21 protein-coding genes and 1 pseudogene are annotated in these 19,208 nt (G+C 71.5%); 16 read left to right on the top strand and 6 right to left on the bottom strand.

The annotated features are described in order from the left end of the window. Positions 1-45 precede the first annotated feature (45 nt). A complete protein-coding gene (locus VFZ92_RS24005) occupies positions 46-870 on the top strand; it encodes a DUF6542 domain-containing protein (RefSeq protein WP_330878271.1) in 825 nt (274 codons plus the stop codon). A 406-nt stretch (positions 871-1,276) separates the two neighbouring features. Here the strand turns inward: VFZ92_RS24005 and VFZ92_RS24000 are convergent, their stop codons facing one another. Continuing rightward, complete coding sequence (locus VFZ92_RS24000; RefSeq protein ID WP_330878270.1) at positions 1,277-2,245, bottom strand: 4-hydroxy-3-methylbut-2-enyl diphosphate reductase; 969 nt, start codon at positions 2,243-2,245, stop codon at positions 1,277-1,279. Positions 2,246-2,344: 99 nt separating this feature from the next. On the opposite strand from VFZ92_RS24000, the gene VFZ92_RS23995 reads away from it, so the two are divergent. From VFZ92_RS23995 to glpX, 5 genes are all read left to right on the top strand, one after another. Further along, the gene (locus VFZ92_RS23995; RefSeq protein WP_330878269.1) at positions 2,345-2,887 is read left to right on the top strand and encodes a lipid droplet-associated protein; all 543 of its coding nucleotides are present in this window, start codon (positions 2,345-2,347) and stop codon (positions 2,885-2,887) included. Then, entirely contained in the window at positions 2,884-4,143 is a 1,260-nt protein-coding gene (gene xseA, locus VFZ92_RS23990) for an exodeoxyribonuclease VII large subunit (protein ID WP_330878268.1), read from the top strand. Before VFZ92_RS23995 ends, xseA begins: the two co-directional genes overlap by 4 nt. Further along, positions 4,124-4,555 (top strand): sugar ABC transporter substrate-binding protein, encoded by a 432-nt coding sequence (locus tag VFZ92_RS23985; RefSeq protein WP_330878267.1) that lies wholly within the window; start codon positions 4,124-4,126, stop codon positions 4,553-4,555. Before xseA ends, VFZ92_RS23985 begins: the two co-directional genes overlap by 20 nt. Continuing rightward, entirely contained in the window at positions 4,552-4,770 is a 219-nt protein-coding gene (locus VFZ92_RS23980; RefSeq protein WP_330878266.1) for an exodeoxyribonuclease VII small subunit, read from the top strand. The genes VFZ92_RS23985 and VFZ92_RS23980 overlap by 4 nt, the downstream gene beginning before the upstream one ends. A gap of 72 nt (positions 4,771-4,842) precedes the next feature. Then, positions 4,843-5,901, top strand: coding sequence for a class II fructose-bisphosphatase (gene glpX, locus VFZ92_RS23975; RefSeq protein ID WP_330878265.1), 1,059 nt, complete (start codon positions 4,843-4,845; stop codon positions 5,899-5,901). Here the strand turns inward: glpX and VFZ92_RS23970 are convergent. Then, positions 5,898-6,032, bottom strand: a complete 135-nt coding sequence (locus VFZ92_RS23970) for a hypothetical protein (protein WP_330878264.1) — start codon at positions 6,030-6,032, stop codon at positions 5,898-5,900. The genes glpX and VFZ92_RS23970 overlap by 4 nt on opposite strands. Before the next feature lie 3 nt (positions 6,033-6,035). Further along, entirely contained in the window at positions 6,036-6,899 is an 864-nt protein-coding gene (locus tag VFZ92_RS23965) for an AraC family transcriptional regulator (protein ID WP_330878263.1), read from the bottom strand. Between the two features lie 104 nt (positions 6,900-7,003). Between VFZ92_RS23965 and VFZ92_RS23960 the strand changes: the two genes are divergently transcribed. The 7 genes from VFZ92_RS23960 (at position 7,004) to VFZ92_RS23930 (ending at position 12,393) form a co-directional block, all read left to right on the top strand. Continuing rightward, positions 7,004-7,759: a nuclear transport factor 2 family protein gene (locus tag VFZ92_RS23960; protein ID WP_330878262.1), complete on the top strand. Its 756-nt coding sequence runs from the start codon at positions 7,004-7,006 to the stop codon at positions 7,757-7,759. A gap of 140 nt (positions 7,760-7,899) precedes the next feature. Continuing rightward, entirely contained in the window at positions 7,900-8,664 is a 765-nt protein-coding gene (locus tag VFZ92_RS23955) for a serine protease (protein WP_330878261.1), read from the top strand. Positions 8,665-8,773: 109 nt separating this feature from the next. Continuing rightward, positions 8,774-9,277, top strand: coding sequence for a L,D-transpeptidase (locus VFZ92_RS23950; RefSeq protein ID WP_330878260.1), 504 nt, complete (start codon positions 8,774-8,776; stop codon positions 9,275-9,277). 87 nt (positions 9,278-9,364) lie between these two features. Beyond that, positions 9,365-9,952, top strand: coding sequence for a L,D-transpeptidase (locus tag VFZ92_RS23945; RefSeq protein WP_330878259.1), 588 nt, complete (start codon positions 9,365-9,367; stop codon positions 9,950-9,952). Positions 9,953-10,048: 96 nt separating this feature from the next. Continuing rightward, positions 10,049-10,477: a L,D-transpeptidase gene (locus VFZ92_RS23940; RefSeq protein ID WP_330878258.1), complete on the top strand. Its 429-nt coding sequence runs from the start codon at positions 10,049-10,051 to the stop codon at positions 10,475-10,477. 141 nt (positions 10,478-10,618) lie between these two features. After that, positions 10,619-11,545: a phosphotransferase enzyme family protein gene (locus VFZ92_RS23935; RefSeq protein WP_330878257.1), complete on the top strand. Its 927-nt coding sequence runs from the start codon at positions 10,619-10,621 to the stop codon at positions 11,543-11,545. Between the two features lie 23 nt (positions 11,546-11,568). Then, positions 11,569-12,393, top strand: a complete 825-nt coding sequence (locus tag VFZ92_RS23930) for a hypothetical protein (protein WP_330878256.1) — start codon at positions 11,569-11,571, stop codon at positions 12,391-12,393. Here VFZ92_RS23930 and VFZ92_RS23925 read toward each other — a convergent pair. Beyond that, entirely contained in the window at positions 12,390-13,355 is a 966-nt protein-coding gene (locus VFZ92_RS23925; RefSeq protein WP_330878255.1) for an NAD(P)/FAD-dependent oxidoreductase, read from the bottom strand. The two genes, VFZ92_RS23930 and VFZ92_RS23925, sit on opposite strands and share 4 nt — an antisense overlap. A gap of 103 nt (positions 13,356-13,458) precedes the next feature. On the opposite strand from VFZ92_RS23925, the gene VFZ92_RS23920 reads away from it, so the two are divergent. Then, positions 13,459-14,853 carry a class II fumarate hydratase gene (locus VFZ92_RS23920; protein WP_330878254.1) on the top strand — a complete coding sequence of 465 codons (1,395 nt, stop codon included), beginning with the start codon at positions 13,459-13,461 and terminating at the stop codon, positions 14,851-14,853. Position 14,854: 1 nt separating this feature from the next. On the opposite strand, the gene VFZ92_RS23915 is transcribed toward VFZ92_RS23920, so the two are convergent. Next, a complete protein-coding gene (locus tag VFZ92_RS23915; protein ID WP_330878253.1) occupies positions 14,855-15,736 on the bottom strand; it encodes a DMT family transporter in 882 nt (293 codons plus the stop codon). 47 nt (positions 15,737-15,783) lie between these two features. On the opposite strand from VFZ92_RS23915, the gene VFZ92_RS23910 reads away from it, so the two are divergent. Both VFZ92_RS23910 and VFZ92_RS23905 read left to right on the top strand, forming a co-directional pair. Continuing rightward, positions 15,784-17,148, top strand: a complete 1,365-nt coding sequence (locus tag VFZ92_RS23910) for a PLP-dependent aminotransferase family protein (RefSeq protein WP_330878252.1) — start codon at positions 15,784-15,786, stop codon at positions 17,146-17,148. Positions 17,149-17,185: 37 nt separating this feature from the next. Further along, positions 17,186-18,718: an ATP-dependent DNA ligase gene (locus VFZ92_RS23905; RefSeq protein WP_330878292.1), complete on the top strand. Its 1,533-nt coding sequence runs from the start codon at positions 17,186-17,188 to the stop codon at positions 18,716-18,718. Positions 18,719-19,070: 352 nt separating this feature from the next. On the opposite strand, the pseudogene VFZ92_RS23900 reads toward VFZ92_RS23905, so the two are convergent. Then, positions 19,071-19,208 (bottom strand): annotated as a pseudogene (locus VFZ92_RS23900) (IS3 family transposase); the annotation flags it as partial.

Below are 19,208 nucleotides of genomic sequence, written 5' to 3'. Positions count from 1 at the left end.
CTACCGTGTGCCCCTTCCGTGGACGATGCCGAGCAAGGAGAGTGCGTGACGGTGACGCGCGAGCGGCTAAGCGAGCTGGACGACGACGAGGACTACTCGGACGACGTCGCCTGGAACGATCGCGCCCTCTTCGGCAACTTCAAAGGCCTGCCCTGGTGGGCGGCGGTGGCCATCGCGTTCGTGCTGGCGATCATCGGCACGTTCATCGACGTGAACTCGACGAAGACGGTCGGGTGGATCTTCACCGTCCTGTTCTTCCTGGGGTGCGTCGGCGCGATCGTGTTCGTTGAACGCCGAAGCATGTTCGGTCCGGTCGTGCAACCCCCGTTGATCTTGGCGATCGTGGTGCCGCTGGTCGTCGTGGTGGTCCAGGGGATGCCCGCGACGGGTGGGCTGAGCAGCCTCGCGCTGACGCTCGGCAAACCGCTGATCAACGGGTTCCCGACCATGGCGGTGACCACGATCTGCACCGTGCTGGTCGGGGTGGCGAGGGTGTTCCGGCAGCGGGACCCGAACCGGGTGACGCGTGACGAGGCCCGTGAGGTGAAGAAGGCCGATCGGGCGGAGCGGGCTGATCGCGGGGAGCGGGCCGAGCGGGTTGAGAAGCCGTCTCGGCCCGTCGCCAAGCCCGTGGCTGAGAAGGCGCGGTCCCGTGAGGACACCGGGCCTCGGCGGCGGCCCGCGCCCGCTGAGGGGAAGCGGCCAGCGCCCGCTGGCGACGATGAGCGGCGGGCTCGGCCCCGGCCTGCTCAGGGTGAGCGGCGCCGGGCCGCGTCCCCGCCGCCCGGTGATCGGCCGTCCTCGCCTCGGCAGGCTCGTGGGGAGCGGCCCGTGCCGCCTCGGCGGCCTCGGCCCCGAGATGACGACTGACGCTTTCGGCCGTTCGGTCTCACCCCGATGGCGCAATCGTCTCGATGGCCGCGTGGGGGTTGCCAAGGCGGGAAAGATGCCTTGACAACCCCCAAGGCCACGACGTGCGCACAACACCGGGGCGCGGCCGGGAAAGGGTTCGGAAGAGCAGAGCACCGGAGATGAAGTCGTGCGCGGGGCATGAGTTGGGGCCGGGGCCCAAAGCCAAACTCAAGCAGCCAGAGGCTGGTGGGCCGGCACCTCGGTGGGACGAGTGCCCTGTGGCGCGGCCGATGCTACTTGGGGGTCTGCCCCTTGAAATTTGTCGGGCAAGGGCTTCCCACCTGCCCTTTTAGCTCGACAAGGGGGCAAATCGAGGGGCCCCGAGTCACATCGGCCACACCCCGCTGGAACTAGAGCAACAAGATCAACGAACCCGACTCTGCCGCACTTCCTTCGGCAACGCGAACGCGATCGTCTCGTTCGCCGTGGTGATCTCTTCCACAGCCCCGTACCCGCGCTCAGCCAGCCACTTCAGCAGCTCCATGACCAGGATGTCCGGCACCGAAGCCCCGCTGGTCACGCCCACCGTGGAAACGCCCTCCAACCACGCCTCGTCCACTTCCTTGGCGTAGTCGACCAGGTAGGAGGCCTTGGCCCCGGACTGGAGGGCCACCTCCACCAGCCGCACCGAGTTGGACGAGTTCTTCGACCCCACCACCAGCACCAGGTCGCACGACGGTGCCATCGTCTTCACGGCGGTCTGCCGGTTCGACGTCGCGTAGCAGATGTCGTCGCTCGGCGGGTCCTGCAATTCCGGGAAGCGGCCCTTGAGCTGGTTCACCCGCACCATCGTCTCGTCCACCGACAACGTGGTCTGCGAGAGCCAGATCACCTTGGACGGGTCGCGCACGACGACCTTGTCCACGTCCTCGGCCGTGTCCACGAGCTGGATGTGCTCGGGAGCCTCGCCCGCCGTGCCCTCGACCTCCTCGTGACCCTCGTGGCCGATCAGCAGGATGTCGAAGTCGTCGCGCGCGAAGCGCTTCGCCTCCATGTGCACCTTCGTGACCAGCGGGCACGTGGCGTCGATGGTGCGCAGGGACCGGGAAGCGGCCTCCTCGTGCACCGCCGGGGACACGCCGTGCGCCGAGAACACGACGAGCGCGCCCTCGGGCACCTCCTCGGTCTGGTCCACGAAGATGGCACCTCGGTCGCTCAGGGTCTCGACCACGTGCTTGTTGTGGACGATCTCCTTGCGCACGTACACGGGCGCGCCGTACTGCTCCAGGGCCTTCTCGACCGCGACGACCGCACGGTCGACACCCGCGCAGTAGCCGCGCGGCTTGGCCAGCAGCACGCGTTTTCCAGCGGAGGTCTCAGCGGGTGCGGTCATGCCTCCCAGGGTACGGGGGCACCGCTGAGAGGCCGAAATGCGCAGCGTCACGCGTGCTGGAGGTAGGCACCGGGCACCCAAGTGCGGGAAGCTGGACCCATGAAGCCATTGCCGCTGCCGGTCCGCATCGCGGCAGGCCTCGCGGTCACCGCCGTCGAGCGGGCCCGTTTGCTCCCGCAGCAGCTCGCGGGCCTGCCCGTGACGGTCGTGAGCGAGGCGCTGCAACTCTCCATGCGCCTCCAACAACAGGTCACCGAGCTCGCGATCAAGGGTGACGACGTGCTGTCCGGGATGCGCCCTCCGGAAGATGAACCCGAATGGGCGACGTTCGACGAGGACGAGAGTCCCCCGGTGGTGGCGTCGAACACACCCCGGAGCGCACCGGTCGACCCGCCGGAGGACACACCGGACAGCGGTGACGACGACCCGTGGACCGAGGAGGAGCGCGCGATAGCGGCCGAGCCGCCCGCCGCGCTGCCCGTCTACGACGACCTGACGCTGCCGCAGCTGCGGGCCCGGCTGCGGGTGCTGTCCGTCGAGGACCTGGAGGAGCTGCTGGCCTACGAGCGGGCGCACGACGACCGGCCGCAGTTCACCGGCATGTTGAACCGGCGGATCGCCACCGTGCGCGCGCAGTCGTGACGTCGTCGGACGCCCCGTCCACGCCGGAGCAGCCGTGGCCCGTTCGGACGGTCGCGCGCAAGATCACCGAGTGGATCAACCGGCTCGGCGCGGTGTGGGTGGAGGGGCAGATCACACAGGTGTCGGCGCGACCCGGCACCTCGACGGCGTTCCTGACGCTGCGCGACCCGTCGGTGGACATGTCGATGTCGCTGACGAGTCCGATCGGGCTGGTGCGCGGCATGGAGCCGCCGCTGACCGACGGCAGCCGCGTCGTGGTGCACGGGAAGCCGACGTTCTTCGCCGGTCGCGGCACGCTGAGCCTGCGGGTGGACGAGATCCGCGCGGTCGGCATCGGCGAGCTGCTGGCGCGGATCGAGCGGCTGCGGAAGCTGCTGAACGCCGAGGGGTTGTTCGACCCGCGGCGCAAACGCAGGCCGCCGTTCCTGCCCAACAAGATCGGACTGATCACCGGGCGGGCGTCGGCGGCCGAGCGGGACGTGCTGACGAACGCGCGCAACCGTTGGCCGGGCGCGAGGTTCCGGGTCGTCAACGTCGCCGTGCAGGGCGCGACCGCCGTCCCGCAGATCCTCACAGCGCTGTCCACTTTGGACCGTGACGCCGAGGTGGACGTGATCGTGCTCGCCCGCGGCGGCGGCAGCGTCGAGGACCTGCTGCCGTTCTCCGACGAGGCGCTGTGCCGGGCCGTGGCGTCGTGCCGCACGCCCGTCATGTCGGCGATCGGGCACGAACCGGACAGCCCGCTCGTCGACCACGTCGCGGACGTCCGCTGCTCCACGCCCACCGATGCGGGCAAACGGGTGGTTCCGGATGTGGCGGAAGAAGCAGAGCGCGTACGCCAAATGCGAGACCGCGCCCGCCGGGCGTTGCACGGCTGGGTGGGCCGCGAGCGCGAGCTGCTCCGGTCGCTGCGCTCCCGACCTGCGCTTTCCGACCCGCACGGCCCGCTGGAGCGGCGCCGGGAGGACATCGACCGACTCCGGGAACGGGGCCGCCGCGCGGTGCTCGCCCGACTGTCGACCGAGCAGAACGGTCTCGCCTCCACAAGAGCGCGCTTGACGACCCTCGGACCGGCAGCCACGCTTGCGCGCGGATACGCGGTAGTGCAACGCGTCACACCCGACGGTGTCGACGGCGTGCTGAGGTCGATCGACGAGGCCCCGGCCGGGACGCGGCTGCGCGTGCGCGTGGCGGACGGGGCCGTGCACGCGGTCGTGAGCGAGGACGGAGGCAGTGGTGCCCAACCCGGCGCGTGAACCCACGTTCCTCCCGTTGACGATGGCCGCGGCCGGGTCGGCGGCGGACGACACAGCCGACCCGCTGGCCCGTGACAGCGCGCAGGCCGTCCAGCACCGCGCGAGGACGGCCAACGCCGCCGCGGCGGACTGCTGGACCGCGCTCGTCGCGGGGTGCACGTCCGGTCGCCAGACGTTGATCAACGAACTGCACCACCTGTCCCTGGCGACCTCGCAGTACGCGGGCACCCGCTGGTGGCTGAGCCACGGCTCGGTGCACCGCAGGCGCGTCGTCGCGGCCGAGGGGCGCATCGACGACGCGGTGCGGGACGGCGACGGCGCCGAGTTCGCGGAGGCGTTCGTCGGGTACGACCAAGCCGTCGCCACGGTCGTGGCGCACGTGCAGAGCAGATTGGGGAGTGTGGCCCAGTGAGTTCCACCGAGACCGCACTCGGCTACGAGGCCGCGCGAGACGAGCTGGTGGAGGTGGTCCGCAAGCTCGAAGCGGGCGGCCTGTCGCTGGAGGACTCCATCGCGCTGTGGGAACGCGGCGAGGCCCTGGCGAAGACGTGCGAGAGGCACCTGGACGGCGCCAAGGAACGCATCGACGCCGCGCTGGCGGTCGTCGAGGAGGACGTCGAGGGCTGACATTGGGACCCTGGTCACGGGGTGCTCCGTGCGAGGATTGGTCTACCGGCCGATCATCCCAGGAGGAGCACAATGGTGAGCTCGAACCCTTCCGAACGCCGCCGCGAAGCGCCTGACCGCAACCTGGCGCTGGAATTGGTCCGGGTCACCGAGGCCGCCGCCATGGCCGCGGGCAGGTGGGTCGGCCGGGGCGACAAGAACGGCGGCGACGGCGCGGCCGTGGACGCCATGCGCAAGCTGATCCACACCGTCTCGATGCGCGGCGTCGTCGTGATCGGCGAGGGCGAGAAGGACGAAGCGCCCATGCTCTACAACGGCGAGGAGGTCGGCAACGGCGACGGCCCGGACTGCGACGTGGCCGTGGACCCGATCGACGGCACCACGCTGATGGCGAAGGGCATGCCGAACGCCCTGGCCGTGCTGGCGGTGGCCGAGCGCGGCGCGATGTTCGACCCGTCGGCCGTCTTCTACATGGAGAAGCTCGCCGTGGGCCCGGAGGCGGCGGACGTCATCGACATCACCGCCCCCATCGCCGAGAACATCCGCCGCGTGGCCAAGGCGAAGCACATCGACGTGACCGACGTGACGGTCTGCATCCTCGACCGCCCGCGCCACGAGCACCTGGTGCACGAGGTCCGCGAAGCCGGTGCCCGCATCCACTTCATCTCCGACGGCGACGTGGCGGGCGCGATCTCCGCGGCCCGCCCGGACACCGGCGTGGACCTGCTCGTCGGCATCGGCGGCACGCCGGAGGGCATCATCGCGGCGGCCGCGCTGAAGTGCATCGGCGGCGAGATCCAGGCGAAGCTGTGGCCCAAGGACGACGAGGAGCGCCAGAAGGCGATCGACGCGGGCCACGACCTGGACCGCGTGCTGACGACGCGGGAACTCGTGCGCGGCGACAACGTCTTCTTCTGCGCCACCGGCGTCACGAGCGGCGACCTGCTGCGCGGTGTGCACTACCGCTCCGGCGGCTGCACCACGCAGTCCATCGTGATGCGCTCGAAGTCCGGCACCGTGCGGATGATCGACGGCTTCCACCGGCTGACGAAGCTGCGCGAGTACTCGTCGGTCGACTTCGACCGCCTGGCCGAGGCGGAGGCCGGGCAGCTGATCCCGCCGCTCCCCTAGGAGACCGTGTCGCGGACCGGGTGGACGAGGGCGTGCTCGCCCGGCGCGGTGGCGGTGGCCGCGTCGCCGACGACGACCGGGACCACCGCTTCGCCGACCTTCGACCGCAGCCGGGCGATCGCCGCGTCCAACGGTCAACCGCCGGGACGCGTCCAGGTCCGTTCCGCGGCGCGGAAAGCGCCGGGGGTGGTCCCCGTCTCGCGGGTGAAGAACTTGCCGAAGTTGGTCGGCTCGGTGAAGCCGAGCCGGTGGCCGACCGCCGCCACCGGCAGGTCGGTGTGCGCCAGCAACCGCTTGGCCTCCAACGCGACGCGCGCGTCGACGAGCGCCTTGGCGGTGCGGCCGGTCGCGGTCTGGCAGACGCGGTTGAGGCTGCGCAACGAGTACCCGACGCGGGCGGCGTAGTCGGCCGCGTTGCGCGTCTCGGCGAACGACCGCTCCAGCTCGTGCCGGAACCGCTGGAAGGTCGCGCTGTGGCCGGGTCCGTCGGCCGGGGCCAGCCGGGCGACGCGCAGCAGCACGGCCGCGAGCAGGTGCCGAAGCAGGTCGACGGTGACGGCCTCCGGCTCCCGAACGGCTCGGCGGTACTCGACGGCCAGCTCGTCCACCGCCGCGGTCAGCTCGTCGAGCGGCACGGTCCGGGTGGCGGGCCCGAACGACCCGAGCAGTGCGCCCGCCCCGTCGAGCCGGGGCGGGAACTCCTCGGTGAACAGCACCACCGTCGCGTCCAGACCGGCCGACGGCAGCCGCAGCACCCGGCCGGGCGCCACGTGCAGGAGCGTGCCCGCCGAGCACGGGCGGTCGACGAAATCGACCATCGCGGTACCCGACCCGCCGGTCACCAGGAACAGCTGGTGGAAGTCCGCTCGGTGCACGGTGACCAGCGTTTGAGCGGGCAACCTGGCCACGAGAGCCGCGAAGTCGACCACCTCGACGCCGAGCCGCGGCAGGTCGGGGTTGCTGAAGCCGAACTCGGCGACCTGTCCACTTTCGACCATGGTGGGACGGGATCCTACCTCGTGGTCACGCCCGGTTCGGACGATTCTCGTGGGGCGGCGAGCGGGCACCGGGTCCGCCGCCCTCGACGGAACGGACACCTCTCGTGAGCAACAAGGAACTGGTTCTCCAGGCGGCGGGCGCGCTGTTCGGCGACAAGGACCCCACCGCGGTGGACCGCTGGGTCTCCCCGACCTACCGGCAGCACAGCTCGCTCGCCGCCGACGGTCCCGAGGCGCTGCGCGCACTGGTCGCCTCCCTCCCCGCCGACTTCCGCTACGAGGGCGCACGGGTGATCGCCGACGGCGACCTGGTGGCCCTGCACGGCACCTACCACGGCTTCGGCCCCGTCCCGCTGGTCGCGTTCGACCTCTTCCGCGTCGAGGACGGCAAGCTGGCCGAGCACTGGGACGGCCTGACCCCCGTGGTCGCGGCGACCGTGAGCGGGCGTTCCCAGACCGACGGCCCGACCGCGCCTTCCGACCTCGACCGGACCGAGCGCAACCGCGCCCTCGTCACCGAGTTCGCGCAGCGGGTCCTCGTGGACGCCGACTACTCCGTGCTCACCGACTACATCTCCACCGAGCGCTACGACCAGCACAACCCGGAGGCGGGCGACGGCCTCGCCGGTTTCGGCGCCGCAGCGGCGAAGTGGGCCGAGCAGGGGAAGGACCTGCGCTACAAGGCGGTGCACCGGGTCGTGGCCGAGGGCGACCTCGTGCTGCTCCAGTCGGAGGGCGAGTTCGGCGAGCCGGTCGCCTACTGGGACCTGTTCCGCGTCGCCGACGGCAGGATCGTCGAGCACTGGGACGTCGTCGCACCCGTCCCGGCCTCGCTCCCGCACGACAACGGCCTGTTCTGACACCGTTGTCATCGAACGGGTTGTGAACAGTTAAGGGGCAATCACAGGCCGTGTGGGGGTGGTGACCACGTGAGACATGTCCCTAGTTTCCGTTTCGTCCCCGGCAACCCCTGCGCCGGAGACGGGAAGGAACGGAAACGATGAGGGCACGTTCCCTGTTCACCGCGGTAGCCGTGGCTCTGGGCATGGCTTTCGCCTCCATGGGCGCCGCGACAGCTCAACCCGAGACCGACGGCGTCACGCCGATGATCGTCGGCGGCGGCAACGCCACCCAGGTGTACTCGTTCATGGTGTCCCTGCAGAGCACCTCGGGCGGTCACTTCTGCGGCGGTTCGCTGATCAAGGCCAACTGGGTCGTCACGGCCAAGCACTGCGTCCAGGGCCGCACCCCGGCCTCGACGCGCGCACGCATCGGCACGACCAACCGGACCAGCGGCGGCACCCTGGCCTCCGCGAGCCGGATCGTCCTGCACCCGAGCGCCGACCTGGCGCTCGTCCAGCTGTCGACGTCGGTCACCCAGACGCCCGCCAAGATCTCGACCTCGTCGGGTGCGGTCGGCACGGCCACCCGCATCATCGGCTGGGGCCAGACCTGTCCGTCGTCGGGTGGCTGCGGCGCGGCTCCGGTCACGCTCCAGCAGCTCGACACGTCGATCGTGGCTGACAGCCGGTGCTCGGGCATCAGCGCGTCCACCGAGATCTGCACGAACAACACCGGTGGCAACAAGGGCGCCTGCTACGGCGACTCGGGCGGCCCGGAGATCAAGTCCGTCGGCGGCGTGTGGGAGCTCATCGGCGCCACCAGCCGCAGCGGCGGCGGTGCCACGTGCGCGACCGCTCCGTCGATCTACGTCGACGTCCCCGTGTTCCGCTCCTGGATCAGCGGGTACGCGGGTGCCGTCTAGCACTTCGGCCTGACGCGCATGGTTGACCGCCTTCGGGGATACCCGGAGGCGGTCAACCTCTGTCGTGGGCCACTCGTCTTCCCACCACAGAGCTAACCAGGAGTGGTGGATGCGCGTTCTTCTCGTACTGGCAACGGCTTTGCTGGCCTCGGCGTGCGGCCAGCAGGCCCCCTTCGCACCGTCCGCGGTCACCACGAGCACGACGACGACCACGGAGGCGGCTCCCCCGCCGCAGCCGGCTCCGCCGCGGGTGCCGCTCAACCCGTGCACCATCACCGACGGCGCGTGCGTGCGCCTGTCCACGTCGGAGAGTTGGCTGATCTCCGGTGGCGCCATCGCCTACGGCCCGGTGCCGTCCGCGTTCGGCATGGCGGGCTACGAGACGCCGACCGGTGACTTCCAGGTGCTGCACAAGGTCCGCCACGACGTGAGCCTGGCGTTCGGCAACACCCCCATGCCGTACACCGTGTACTTCCGCGACGACGGCATCGCCTTCCACCAGGGGGACCTCGCCCCGGCGTCGTCGCACGGCTGCGTGCACCTGGCCGAGGAGGCGGCGGCGACCTTCTTCGACTTCCTCCAGCCGGGAGCGGCGGTCCAAGTCGTCGCCTAGGCGTCCCCCATTCGTTACCGCCCGCGGGCAACCATGATCGGGTGGCAGGCGTCTCACCTCCTGACACGACGATCAGGGGGTCCGGAGATGCGCGTTCTTCTCGTACTGGCAACGGCGTTGCTCGTCACCGCCGGGTGCGCTTCCGGTGAGCGGACCGAGGCGGCGGCACCGCCCTCCGAGGTCTCGGCCTCCGCTCCGGCGTCGTCCGAACCCGGCGCTCCCCCGTCCTCCACCGAGGTCCCGCCGCCCGCGCCGTCCACGTCGTCGGAGGCCCCTCCGCCCCCGCAGCCCGCGCCGCCGCCCCCGCCCGTCCAGGTCGCGGGCACGCCGTGCGACATCACCAACGGCGCCTGCGTCGAGCTGTCCACGCAGCAGACGTGGCTCATCAGCAACGGCGCGGTGACCTACGGCCCCGTCCCGATCACGTCGGGCCGTCCCGGCTACGAGACGCCCACCGGCTACTTCCCGGTGCTGCACAAGGTCCGGCACGAGGTCAGCCGCCCGTACAACAACGCGCCCATGCCGTACTCGGTGTACTTCACCAGCTACGGCATCGCCTTCCACGAGGGCAGCCTCACCGATCCGTCGCACGGCTGCGTCCACCTGTCCCAGGAAGCGGCCGCGACGTACTTCGACTTCCTCCAGTCAGGACAGCAGGTCCAGGTCGCCCCCTGATCACCACCGCCCTACCACATCCTCGACGGGCGCCCCGAACCGGGTGGTTGGATGATCCACCCCGTGGGTACCCAACGGGATGAGGGGTGATTCGAGATGAAGGTTCTCGGCACAGCAATCGCAGCACTGGCCATGGTTGTCGGCTCCGCGATCCCCGCGCAGGCGGCAGCTTCCGACTCCCCCTGCTCCATCGCAGAGGGTGCTTGTCTACGACTGTCCACCAACGAAGCCTGGCTCGTCTACCACGGTTCCGTCAGCTACGGCCCGGTCCCCGTCACGCACGGCAAGCCCGGCTACGAGACGCCGACCGGCACGTTCCCCGTTCTGCGCAAGGTGCGGAACGACTGGAGCATCCCCTACAACGCGCCGATGCCGTACTCGACGTACTTCACGTCGGACGGCATCGCCTTCCACGAGGGCAGCCTGACCGACCCGTCGCACGGCTGCGTCCACCTGTCGAACGAGGCGGCCGTCGTCTTCTTCGACAACCTGCTGATCGGTGAGCAGGTCCAGGTCGTGCCGTAGCGCTCGACCGGACCGGCACGGGCGGGCCGTCCGCGAGGGCGGCCCGCCCGACCACGTCGTTCCCCGCTCACCGAGGCCGCGGACGGGGGACAATCGGAAGGCCGATCGCACCGCTGCCGAGGAGTTCCCCTGGACGACCACGTGGCGCGCGGGCACCGACCGGTGGCCTTCGCCGTCCTCGACCAGGCGGGCCGGACCCGCCGCCTCAAGCGGTTGGCCCGTCTGGCCCTGGCCGAGTACGACGTCCCGGCGACGACGCTCACCCTGTTGCCGAACGGCTGGAACACCAACTTCCGCGTCGACCACGACCACGTGCTCCGCCTCCGCACCACGACACCCGAGTTCGCCGAGGCGGAGACCACCTGGCTGACCGCGCTGGCGGCGGACACCACCCTCGGCGTCCCGGTACCGGTCCCGACCCGCACCGGCGAGCACGTGACGACCGCGACCACCCCGGACGTCCCCGGCAGGCGCACCTGCGTCCTCTACCGGTGGGTCGAGGGCAGGTTCCACGGCAAGTCGCTCAGCGCCACCGACGTCCGCAAGGTCGGCGAGTTCACCGCCCACCTCCAGCGGCACGGCAAGACCATGCCGCCGTTGGCGCGCAACCGCGTGGACACCCTGCCCGACCACACCGCCCAACTGGCGGCGGACCTGCACTCCCCCGAGGCGGGCGTCCTCTTCGAGCGGGCCATCACCCGCATCACGACCACCCTGGCCGACCTCGGCAACGCCGCCCACGGCCTGATCCACGCGGACCTGCACCAGGAGAACTTCCTGTTCCACCGCGGAGAGGTCCGCGCCATCGACTTCGACGACTGCGGTTACGGCCACCACCTCTACGACCTGGCCGCCACCATCAGCGAGCTCGACGACCCGACCCTGCGCGCCCCGCTCCTGGAGGGCTACCGCGCGGTCAGCCCGCTGGAGCACGAGGAAGCCCTCGACGACCTGATCCTGCTGCGCCGCCTGCAACTCACGACGTGGATCGTCCAGGAGCGCCACGTCCCCCAGTTCCGCGGCACGTGGGCCGCGACGCTGGACCGCACCGTCGCGCTCCTGCGCTGACCCGCCGTGGTATGCACTCCCCCGTGTCGAAACGAACCTCCGCCACGCTCCTGTGCGCCGCCCTGGCGCTGACCGCGTGCACGTCGTCCACCCGCGAAGGCCCGCTGACGGCGACCGACGCGCTGGGCGACCTGAAGACGATCGACTACTGCAGCATCGTCGGCGGGACCGGTGACCCGGCGTTCGAGCGCTGCCGGGTCGTGGACGGCGTGAGGATCATGGCCGTCGGTCCCGTCGAATCCGGTGAGAACAAGGACCTCCACCCGGTCGAGTACCACGGTTCGGCGCTGCCGGACGGGATGCGGGTGCAGGGTTCCACGTTCAACGCCCAGCAGTCCTGCACCAGGCTGCTCACCTTCAGCGACGACATCCGGCTGAGCTTCATGGTCACGGGCGAGTCCGACGCCGACGCGAACTGCGCGAAGGCGATGGAGGCCGTGGAGTCCGCGCTCGGCGTCATCAACGAGAACAAGGTCGGCCGCCGCCAGTTCGCCGACAACTCCTTCGGCAGGCTCGACCCGTGCGCGCTCCTCTCGACCCCCGAGGTCGAGGCGGTCATCGGCGCGGGCAGGCAGAAGAAGCCCAGCGCCACCGGCCACAACTGCCTGCACGGCGACGTCGCGCTCAAGTTCGACCTGAAGCAGGCCGTCGTCGGCGACGAGGAGACCGTCGCGGGCAGGCGGGCGACCGTGAACAAGATCAGCCTGTTCTGCACGGTCCACCTGAACAGCGGCCCCGAGTCGGCCGCCGTCCAGGCGATCAGCGTCACCGGCGAAGCCGACGACGGCACGTGCGACCGGGCCCGCCAGGTGGCCGAACTCGTCTTCCCGGCCCTGCCGCGGCCCTAGCCCTCGTTGCTCGAATGCCCCGGGAACAGGTGCGCCGCCGGGTTCAGCGCGACCGCGATGTTGTTCACCGCGGTCGCGGCCTCGCCGAACCCGGTGGCGATCAGCTTCACCTTCCCCGGATACGCCGCCACGTCGCCCGCCGCGTACACCAGCTCGCGCCGGGTCCGCATCGTCGTGTCGACCGACACCGCCCGGTGGTCCAGCTCCAGCCCCCACGACTCGATGGGCCCGAGGTCGGCCGTGAAGCCCAGCGCCGCCACGACGGCCTGCGCGGGCAGCACCTTCACGTCGCCGGACTTGACCTTGACCTCCACCTCGGCCAGCTCCGGCGCACCGCGCAGCTCCGTCACCTCGGCGTCGGTGATGATCTCCACGCCCAGCTCCCGCACCGCCCGCACGGTCGGCGGGTGCGCGCGGAAGTTCGCCCTGCGGTGCACCAGCGTGACGCTGGCGGCGATCGGGTGCAGCGCGAGCGCCCAGTCGAACGCCGAGTCGCCGCCGCCGACGATCACGACGTGCTGGGCGGCGTGCGCGGCCAGCGACGGCACGAAGTGCACCATCCCGCGCCCGAGCCAGTCGTCGCCCGCGGGCAGCGGGCGGGGGCGGAACTCGCCCATGCCCGCGGTGATCAGCACCGCGCCCGCGGTGACGACGGTCCCGTCGGCCAGCCCGACGTGCAGCCGCGAGTCCACAGTGGACATGGTTCGGGCCTGGCGGCCGAGCAGGTACGTCGGTTTCCACTGCGCGGCCTGCTCGACCAGCGCGTTGACGAGGTCTCGGCCGCGGACCGCGGGGAAGCCGGCGACGTCGAAGATCATCTTCTCCGGGTACATCGCGGTGACCTGGCCGCCCGCTTCGGGCAGCGCGTCGACCAGTGCGACGGACAGGTCCCGGAACCCCGCGTAGTAGGCCGCGAACAGCCCCGTGGGACCGGCGCCCACGATCAACAAGTCGACATCCATGGGTGGTACCCCTCTGCCAGTGGTGGGTGGCAGTGCAGGGATTCGACCTTAGGTGCTCAACGCCACCGTGCCCAGATCCCCCTACGGGGACAAACTGGGGAGCATGGGTGAACAGGGGTACCGCGTCGAGCACGACACCATGGGCGAGGTCAGGGTGCCGGTCGACGCGTTGTGGCGGGCGCAGACCCAGCGGGCGGTGGAGAACTTCCCGATCTCGGGGCGCGGGCTGGAACGGTCGCAGATCAGGGCGATGGGGCTGCTCAAGGCGGCCGCCGCGAGGGTGAACGAGCGGCTCGGCGTGCTGCCGCCCGACGTGGCGGGGGCCATCGCGGACGCCGCGGACGAGGTCGCCGAGGGCGTGCACGACGCGCACTTCCCGGTGGACGTGTTCCAGACCGGGTCCGGCACGTCGTCGAACATGAACGCGAACGAGGTGATCGCGACCCTGGCCACCCGGAACCTGGGCCGCGACGTGCACCCGAACGACCACGTCAACGCGTCGCAGTCGTCCAACGACACGTTCCCGACGACGCTGCGGGTGGCCGCGACGGAGGCCGTGGTCCGCGACGTGCTCCCGGCGCTGGAGCACCTCGCGACGACCCTCGAAGGCCGGTCGGCGGAGTGGGCCGACCTGGTGAAGTCCGGTCGCACGCACCTGATGGACGCGGTGCCGATCACGCTCGGCCAGGAGGTCGGGGCGTGGGCGGCGCAGGTCCGCTACGGCGTGGACCGGCTCACGTCGTCGGTGCCGCGGCTCGCGGAGCTGCCGATCGGCGGCACGGCCGTGGGCAGCGGCCTGAACGCGCCGGAGGGCTTCGGCGCCGCGGTGTCGGCCGAACTCGCCGCCGTGACCGGCCTGCCGTTGACGGAGGCGCGCGACCACTTCGAGGCCCAGGCCACGCAGGACGGCGTCGTGGAGATCTCCGGCCAGCTCAGGACCACCGCCGTGGCCCTGTTCAAGATCGCGAACGACCTGCGCTGGCTCGGCTCCGGTCCCCGCACCGGGCTCGGCGAGCTGGCGCTGCCGGACCTCCAGCCCGGATCGTCGATCATGCCCGGCAAGGTCAACCCGGTGATCTCCGAGGCGACCATGATGGTCGTCGCGCAGGTCATCGGGAACGACGCGACGGTGGCGTTCGCGGGCAGCCAGGGCAACTTCCAGCTCAACGTGATGCTGCCGGTCATCGCCCGCAACGTCCTCGAATCCGCCCGCCTGCTCGCCGCCGTCGCCCGGCTGCTGGCGGACAAGGTCCTCGCGGGCACCGAGCCGCAGGTGGAGCGGCTGCGCGAGCTGGCCGAGTCGTCGCCGTCGATCGTGACGCCGCTCAACCGCTACCTCGGCTACGAGGAGGCCGCGTCCATCGCGAAGCAGTCCCTCAAGGAGCGCAGGACGATCCGCGAGGTCGTGCTGGACCGCGGCCACGTGCCGGGGAAGCTGACCGAGGAGCAGCTCGACGCCGCCCTCGACGTGCTGCACATGGCCCGCGGCGGGCGCTGACTCACGGCGCGGGCACGGGTTGTCCCACCGTGCCCGCGCGCGGTCGCGCCCCGCTGGACGACAGGCCGACGACGCACCCGACCGCGACGACCGCCGCGCCCACCAGGCCGAGCACGTCGAACTCCTGCGCTCCCAACGCGACCGACACGACGAGGCCGGAGATCGGCGTCAGTCCGATGAGGACTCCGGCCCGGTCGGCGCCGAGCCTGCCGACGGCGAAGTACCAGAGCCCGAACGCGACCGCCGTCAGCACGACGGCCAGCGCGACCAGGGCGAGCCCCTCCCGCGGCGTCGGCACCCGCCAGCCGCCGGCGACCGTGCCGAGCACCGCGCCGACGGCCCCGGCGACCAGGCAGCACCACGTCGCCACGGACACCCCGCCCAGCCTGCGCACCACGCCGACGGCGCACAGCGTGAACGCGGCCTCCCCCGCCAGCGCGAGCGCGGCGAGCAGCAGGCCGGGCCCGTGCCACGCGCCGCCGCCGGACAGCACGACCACGCCGAGCGCCACGATCCCCGCGCCCACGACCGTCACCGCGGACCGCTTCCGGCTCGCCAGGGCCAGCACCACCGGCGTCCCGCCGAGCATCGCGGCCACGAAGCCGGGCTCGGCGTAGCGCTGCGCGTGCAGCAGCGCGGCGGTGAAACCCAGCATCCCGAACACCACGAGGGCCAGCAGCGCGGGCACGTCGCCGAGCTTCGGCGGGACCGGGCGCTGACCGCGGGCGAACGTCCACGCGAGCAGCACGAGCCCGCTCAGCGTGTAGCGCATGGCCTGGCCGGTGAGCAGCGGGTAGTCCTGGAGCATGCCGGTGACCGGCACCGAAGCCCCGACGATGATGGCGGCGGACGCCCCTGAGGCGACCGCGAGTCGACTGGTCATGCCGGACAGCGTGCCTCCCAGGTGGCACAGGTTTAAGCTCCACTTCCATGGCCGGCAACTGGTCCACTTATCGGGAACTGCTGCTCCCCGCGTTGACCGGGCGGCGTCGGGCCGTCGAGACCGAACTCCGGCGCGCCATCCGCGACGGCAGGCTCACGACCGGCACCCGCCTGCCGTCCAGCCGCGACCTGGCCCAGCAGCTCGACGTCGCCAGGGGCACCGTCACGGCCGCGTACGCGCAGCTCGTCGGCGAGGGCTACCTGTCGGCGAAGCGCGGCTCCGGCACCACCGTGACCGCCGCGGGCGGCTGGCCGTCCGCCAGCGCGCCGCAGCCGGAAGCGCCGCCGCGCTGGCGCTACGACCTGCACCCCAGGGTGCCCGCGCTGAGCGCGTTCCCGCGCGCCGAGTGGATCGCCGCCTACCGCGCCGGGCTGGCCGGGCTGTCCGACGAGGAGCTGGGCTACCCGCCCGCCGCGGGCCACCCCGCGCTGCGCGCCGAGCTGTCCGACTACCTGGGCCGCGTGCGCGCCGTGGTGTCCGAACCGGACGCCGTGGTGTTCACCAACGGCTCCGCGCAGGGGTTGGCGCTCTTCGCGCGCACGCTGGTCGCGGACGGGCACACGAGCATCGCCGTCGAGCACCCCTGCCACTCCGGCGTGCTGGAGATGCTGCGCTCCCACGGGCTGGAGGTCGTCGCCGTGCCCGTGGACGACCGCGGCATCCGCGTGGACCAGCTGGCCGCCACCGGTACGCGCGCCGTGCACGTGACCGCCGCGCACCAGTTCCCGCTGGGCGTCGTGCTGCACCCCGCGCGCAGGCACGCGCTGATCCGGTGGGCGCGGAACGTCGACGGCCTGGTCATCGAGGACGACTACGACGCCGAGCACCGCTACGACCGGCCCGCCGTCGGCGCGCTGCAAGCCCTGGACCCGAACCGCGTCGTCTACCAGGGCAGCGCGAGCAAGGTGCTCGCCCCCGGCCTGCGGCTCGGGTGGATGGTGGTGCCGGAACCGTTGCGGGAGAAGGTGATCGCGCGCAAGCGGTACGAGGACATGGGCAGTGACGTCGTCCACCAGGCCGCGTTCGCGCACCTGCTGCGCACCGGCGGCTACGACCGCCACCTCCGCCGAACCCGCGCCCTGTACCGGAAGCGCCGCGACGCGCTGCTCGACGCGCTCGCCGAGGAGCTGCCGTCGTGGGAACCCGTGGGCGTCGCGGCGGGTCTGCACGTGGTCGTCCGCCTCCCGCCGGGCACCGACGACCTGGCGGTCCAGGACCGCGCCGCCCACCGCGGGGTGAACGTGATGGCGCTGGCCCGTTACTCCCGGACACCGATGTGGCCGGGTCTGGTGCTCGGCTACGCGTCGTTGTCGCCCGATCGGTTGCGCGAGGCGGTCCGCGAACTCCGCTGACCGGTTTTTGTCGGTGCACGGGTGCACCATGGACCCCGTGCTGTTCTCCGAGCTGGTCGAGACATCCGAGGCCGTGGCCGCGACGCGGTCCCGGCTGGCCAAGGTCGCCGCGCTGGCGGCGCTGCTGAAACGGCTCGACACCCCGGCGGTGGTGTCGTTCCTCATCGGCGTGCCCAGCCAGGGCCGCATCGGTGTCGGCTGGAGAACGGTGGGCGAGCTGGCCGTGCCACCGGCGGCGAGCGAGTCGCTGACGGTGGTGGAGGTCGACGAGGCGCTGGGCGTCTACGGGTCGGTCAGCGGCAAGGGCTCCGCGGGCCGTCGCGCGGAGCTCCTGGCCGCCCTCTTCGGCCGCGCCACGGCGGCGGAGCAGAACTTCCTGCGCCGCCTGCTGACCGGTGAGCTGAGGCAGGGGGCGCTGGAGGGCGTGATGCTGGACGCCATCGCGTCCGCGGCCGACGTGCCCGCGGCCGTGGTGCGGAGGGCGTTCATGCTGTCCGGCTCACTGCCCGACACGGCGGTGGCCGCCCTGCGCGGCGGCGAGGCGGAACTGGCCGCCGTCGCGCTGGAGGTCGGCAGACCGGTCCGCCCGATGCTCGCCTCACCCGCCGCCTCGCTGCCCGAGGCCATGGCGGAGCTGGGCGGTGTCGTGGTCGAGCACAAGCTGGACGGTGCCCGCATCCAGGTGCACCGGTCGGGCTCGGAGGTGCGGATCTTCACCCGCACCCTGCGCGAGATCACCTCGACCGTGCCGGAACTGGTGGACCTCGTCCGCGGCCTGCCGTGCACCTCGGTCGTCCTGGACGGCGAGACCCTGGCCCTCACCGACGAGGGCAAGCCACGGCCGTTCCAGGAGACCATGAGCCGCTTCGGCGCCCAGGACGTCCGAGAACTCCTCCTGTCCCCGTTCTTCTTCGACTGCCTGCACCTGGACGGCCAGGACCTCCTCGACGTCCCGCTGCGCGAGCGCTTGGCCGCGCTGCGCACGGTCGCCGGGGCCCACGTGATCCCCGGCGTCCAGGAACCGTCACCCGACGAGGCGGCCGCCGTCGTCGACGCCGCCCTCGCGGCGGGCCACGAGGGCGTCATGGTCAAGTCCCTGGCCTCCGTCTACGCCGCAGGCCGCAGGGGCAGCGCCTGGCAGAAGGTGAAACCGGTCCACACCCTCGACCTGGTGGTGCTGGGAGTCGAATGGGGCAGCGGCCGCCGCTCCGGCACACTCTCGAACCTCCACCTGGGCGCCCGAGACCCCGACGGAGGCCCACCGATCATGGTCGGCAAGACGTTCAAGGGCATGACCGACGAACTGCTGGCCTGGCAAACCAAGGCCCTCGCCGACATAGCCGTCGAAAACCACCCGTGGGGCGTCGTCGTCAACCCGCAGTTGGTGATCGAGATAGAACTGGACGGCGCCCAGGTAAGCCCTCGCTACCCAGGCGGCCTGGCTCTCCGCTTCGCACGGGTGCTCAGGTACAGACCGGACAAGGACGCGGCGGAAGCGGACACGATCGACGCGGTACGCGCCCTGCTGCCGGGCAGGGGAGCAGAGGCAGGACGACCCACGCAGGCCTGACCGCGCGGCGCTGGGTTGGTAGATCGGGACTGTGGCAGCGGCGCCGACGGCAGGTGGCTCGTCCCGGCTGCCCCACCAGGGAGACGAGCGGCCCACGAGAGCCGGCGGCGATGCCAGGAGGATCACCAACAGCGAGACCCACCAGGGTCCGAAGGCACCCAGACTCCGGAAGACGCACGCAACCAGACAACTGCTGGAGCCAGGTCACCCCCAGAGCCCAGCCACCCGACCGGGCTCAGATGACCGACCGGGCTCAAGTATCCGACCGGGCTCGGGTGACCAACCGGACCCAAGTAACCGACCGGCCTCGGGTGACCAACGGGTCTGCTGCACGAGTAGGTGACAGTGATAGTCACGCAGCCTGACTGGCTGGCGTGGCCATGATTACTTCGTATTCGATGGGGGTCAACCTGCCGAGAGCGGCCTGGCGCCTGCGACGGTGGTAGGTGCGCTCGATCCAGGTCACGATCGCGATCCGGAGTTCCTCGCG

Origin of the sequence: Umezawaea sp. (assembly GCF_036375055.1) — a bacterium.
In the GTDB taxonomy this organism is placed as follows: Bacteria; Actinomycetota; Actinomycetes; order Mycobacteriales; family Pseudonocardiaceae; genus Umezawaea.
The sequence above is the reverse complement of the archived record's forward strand: the minus strand, read 5'-3'. Positions and strand labels throughout refer to the sequence as shown.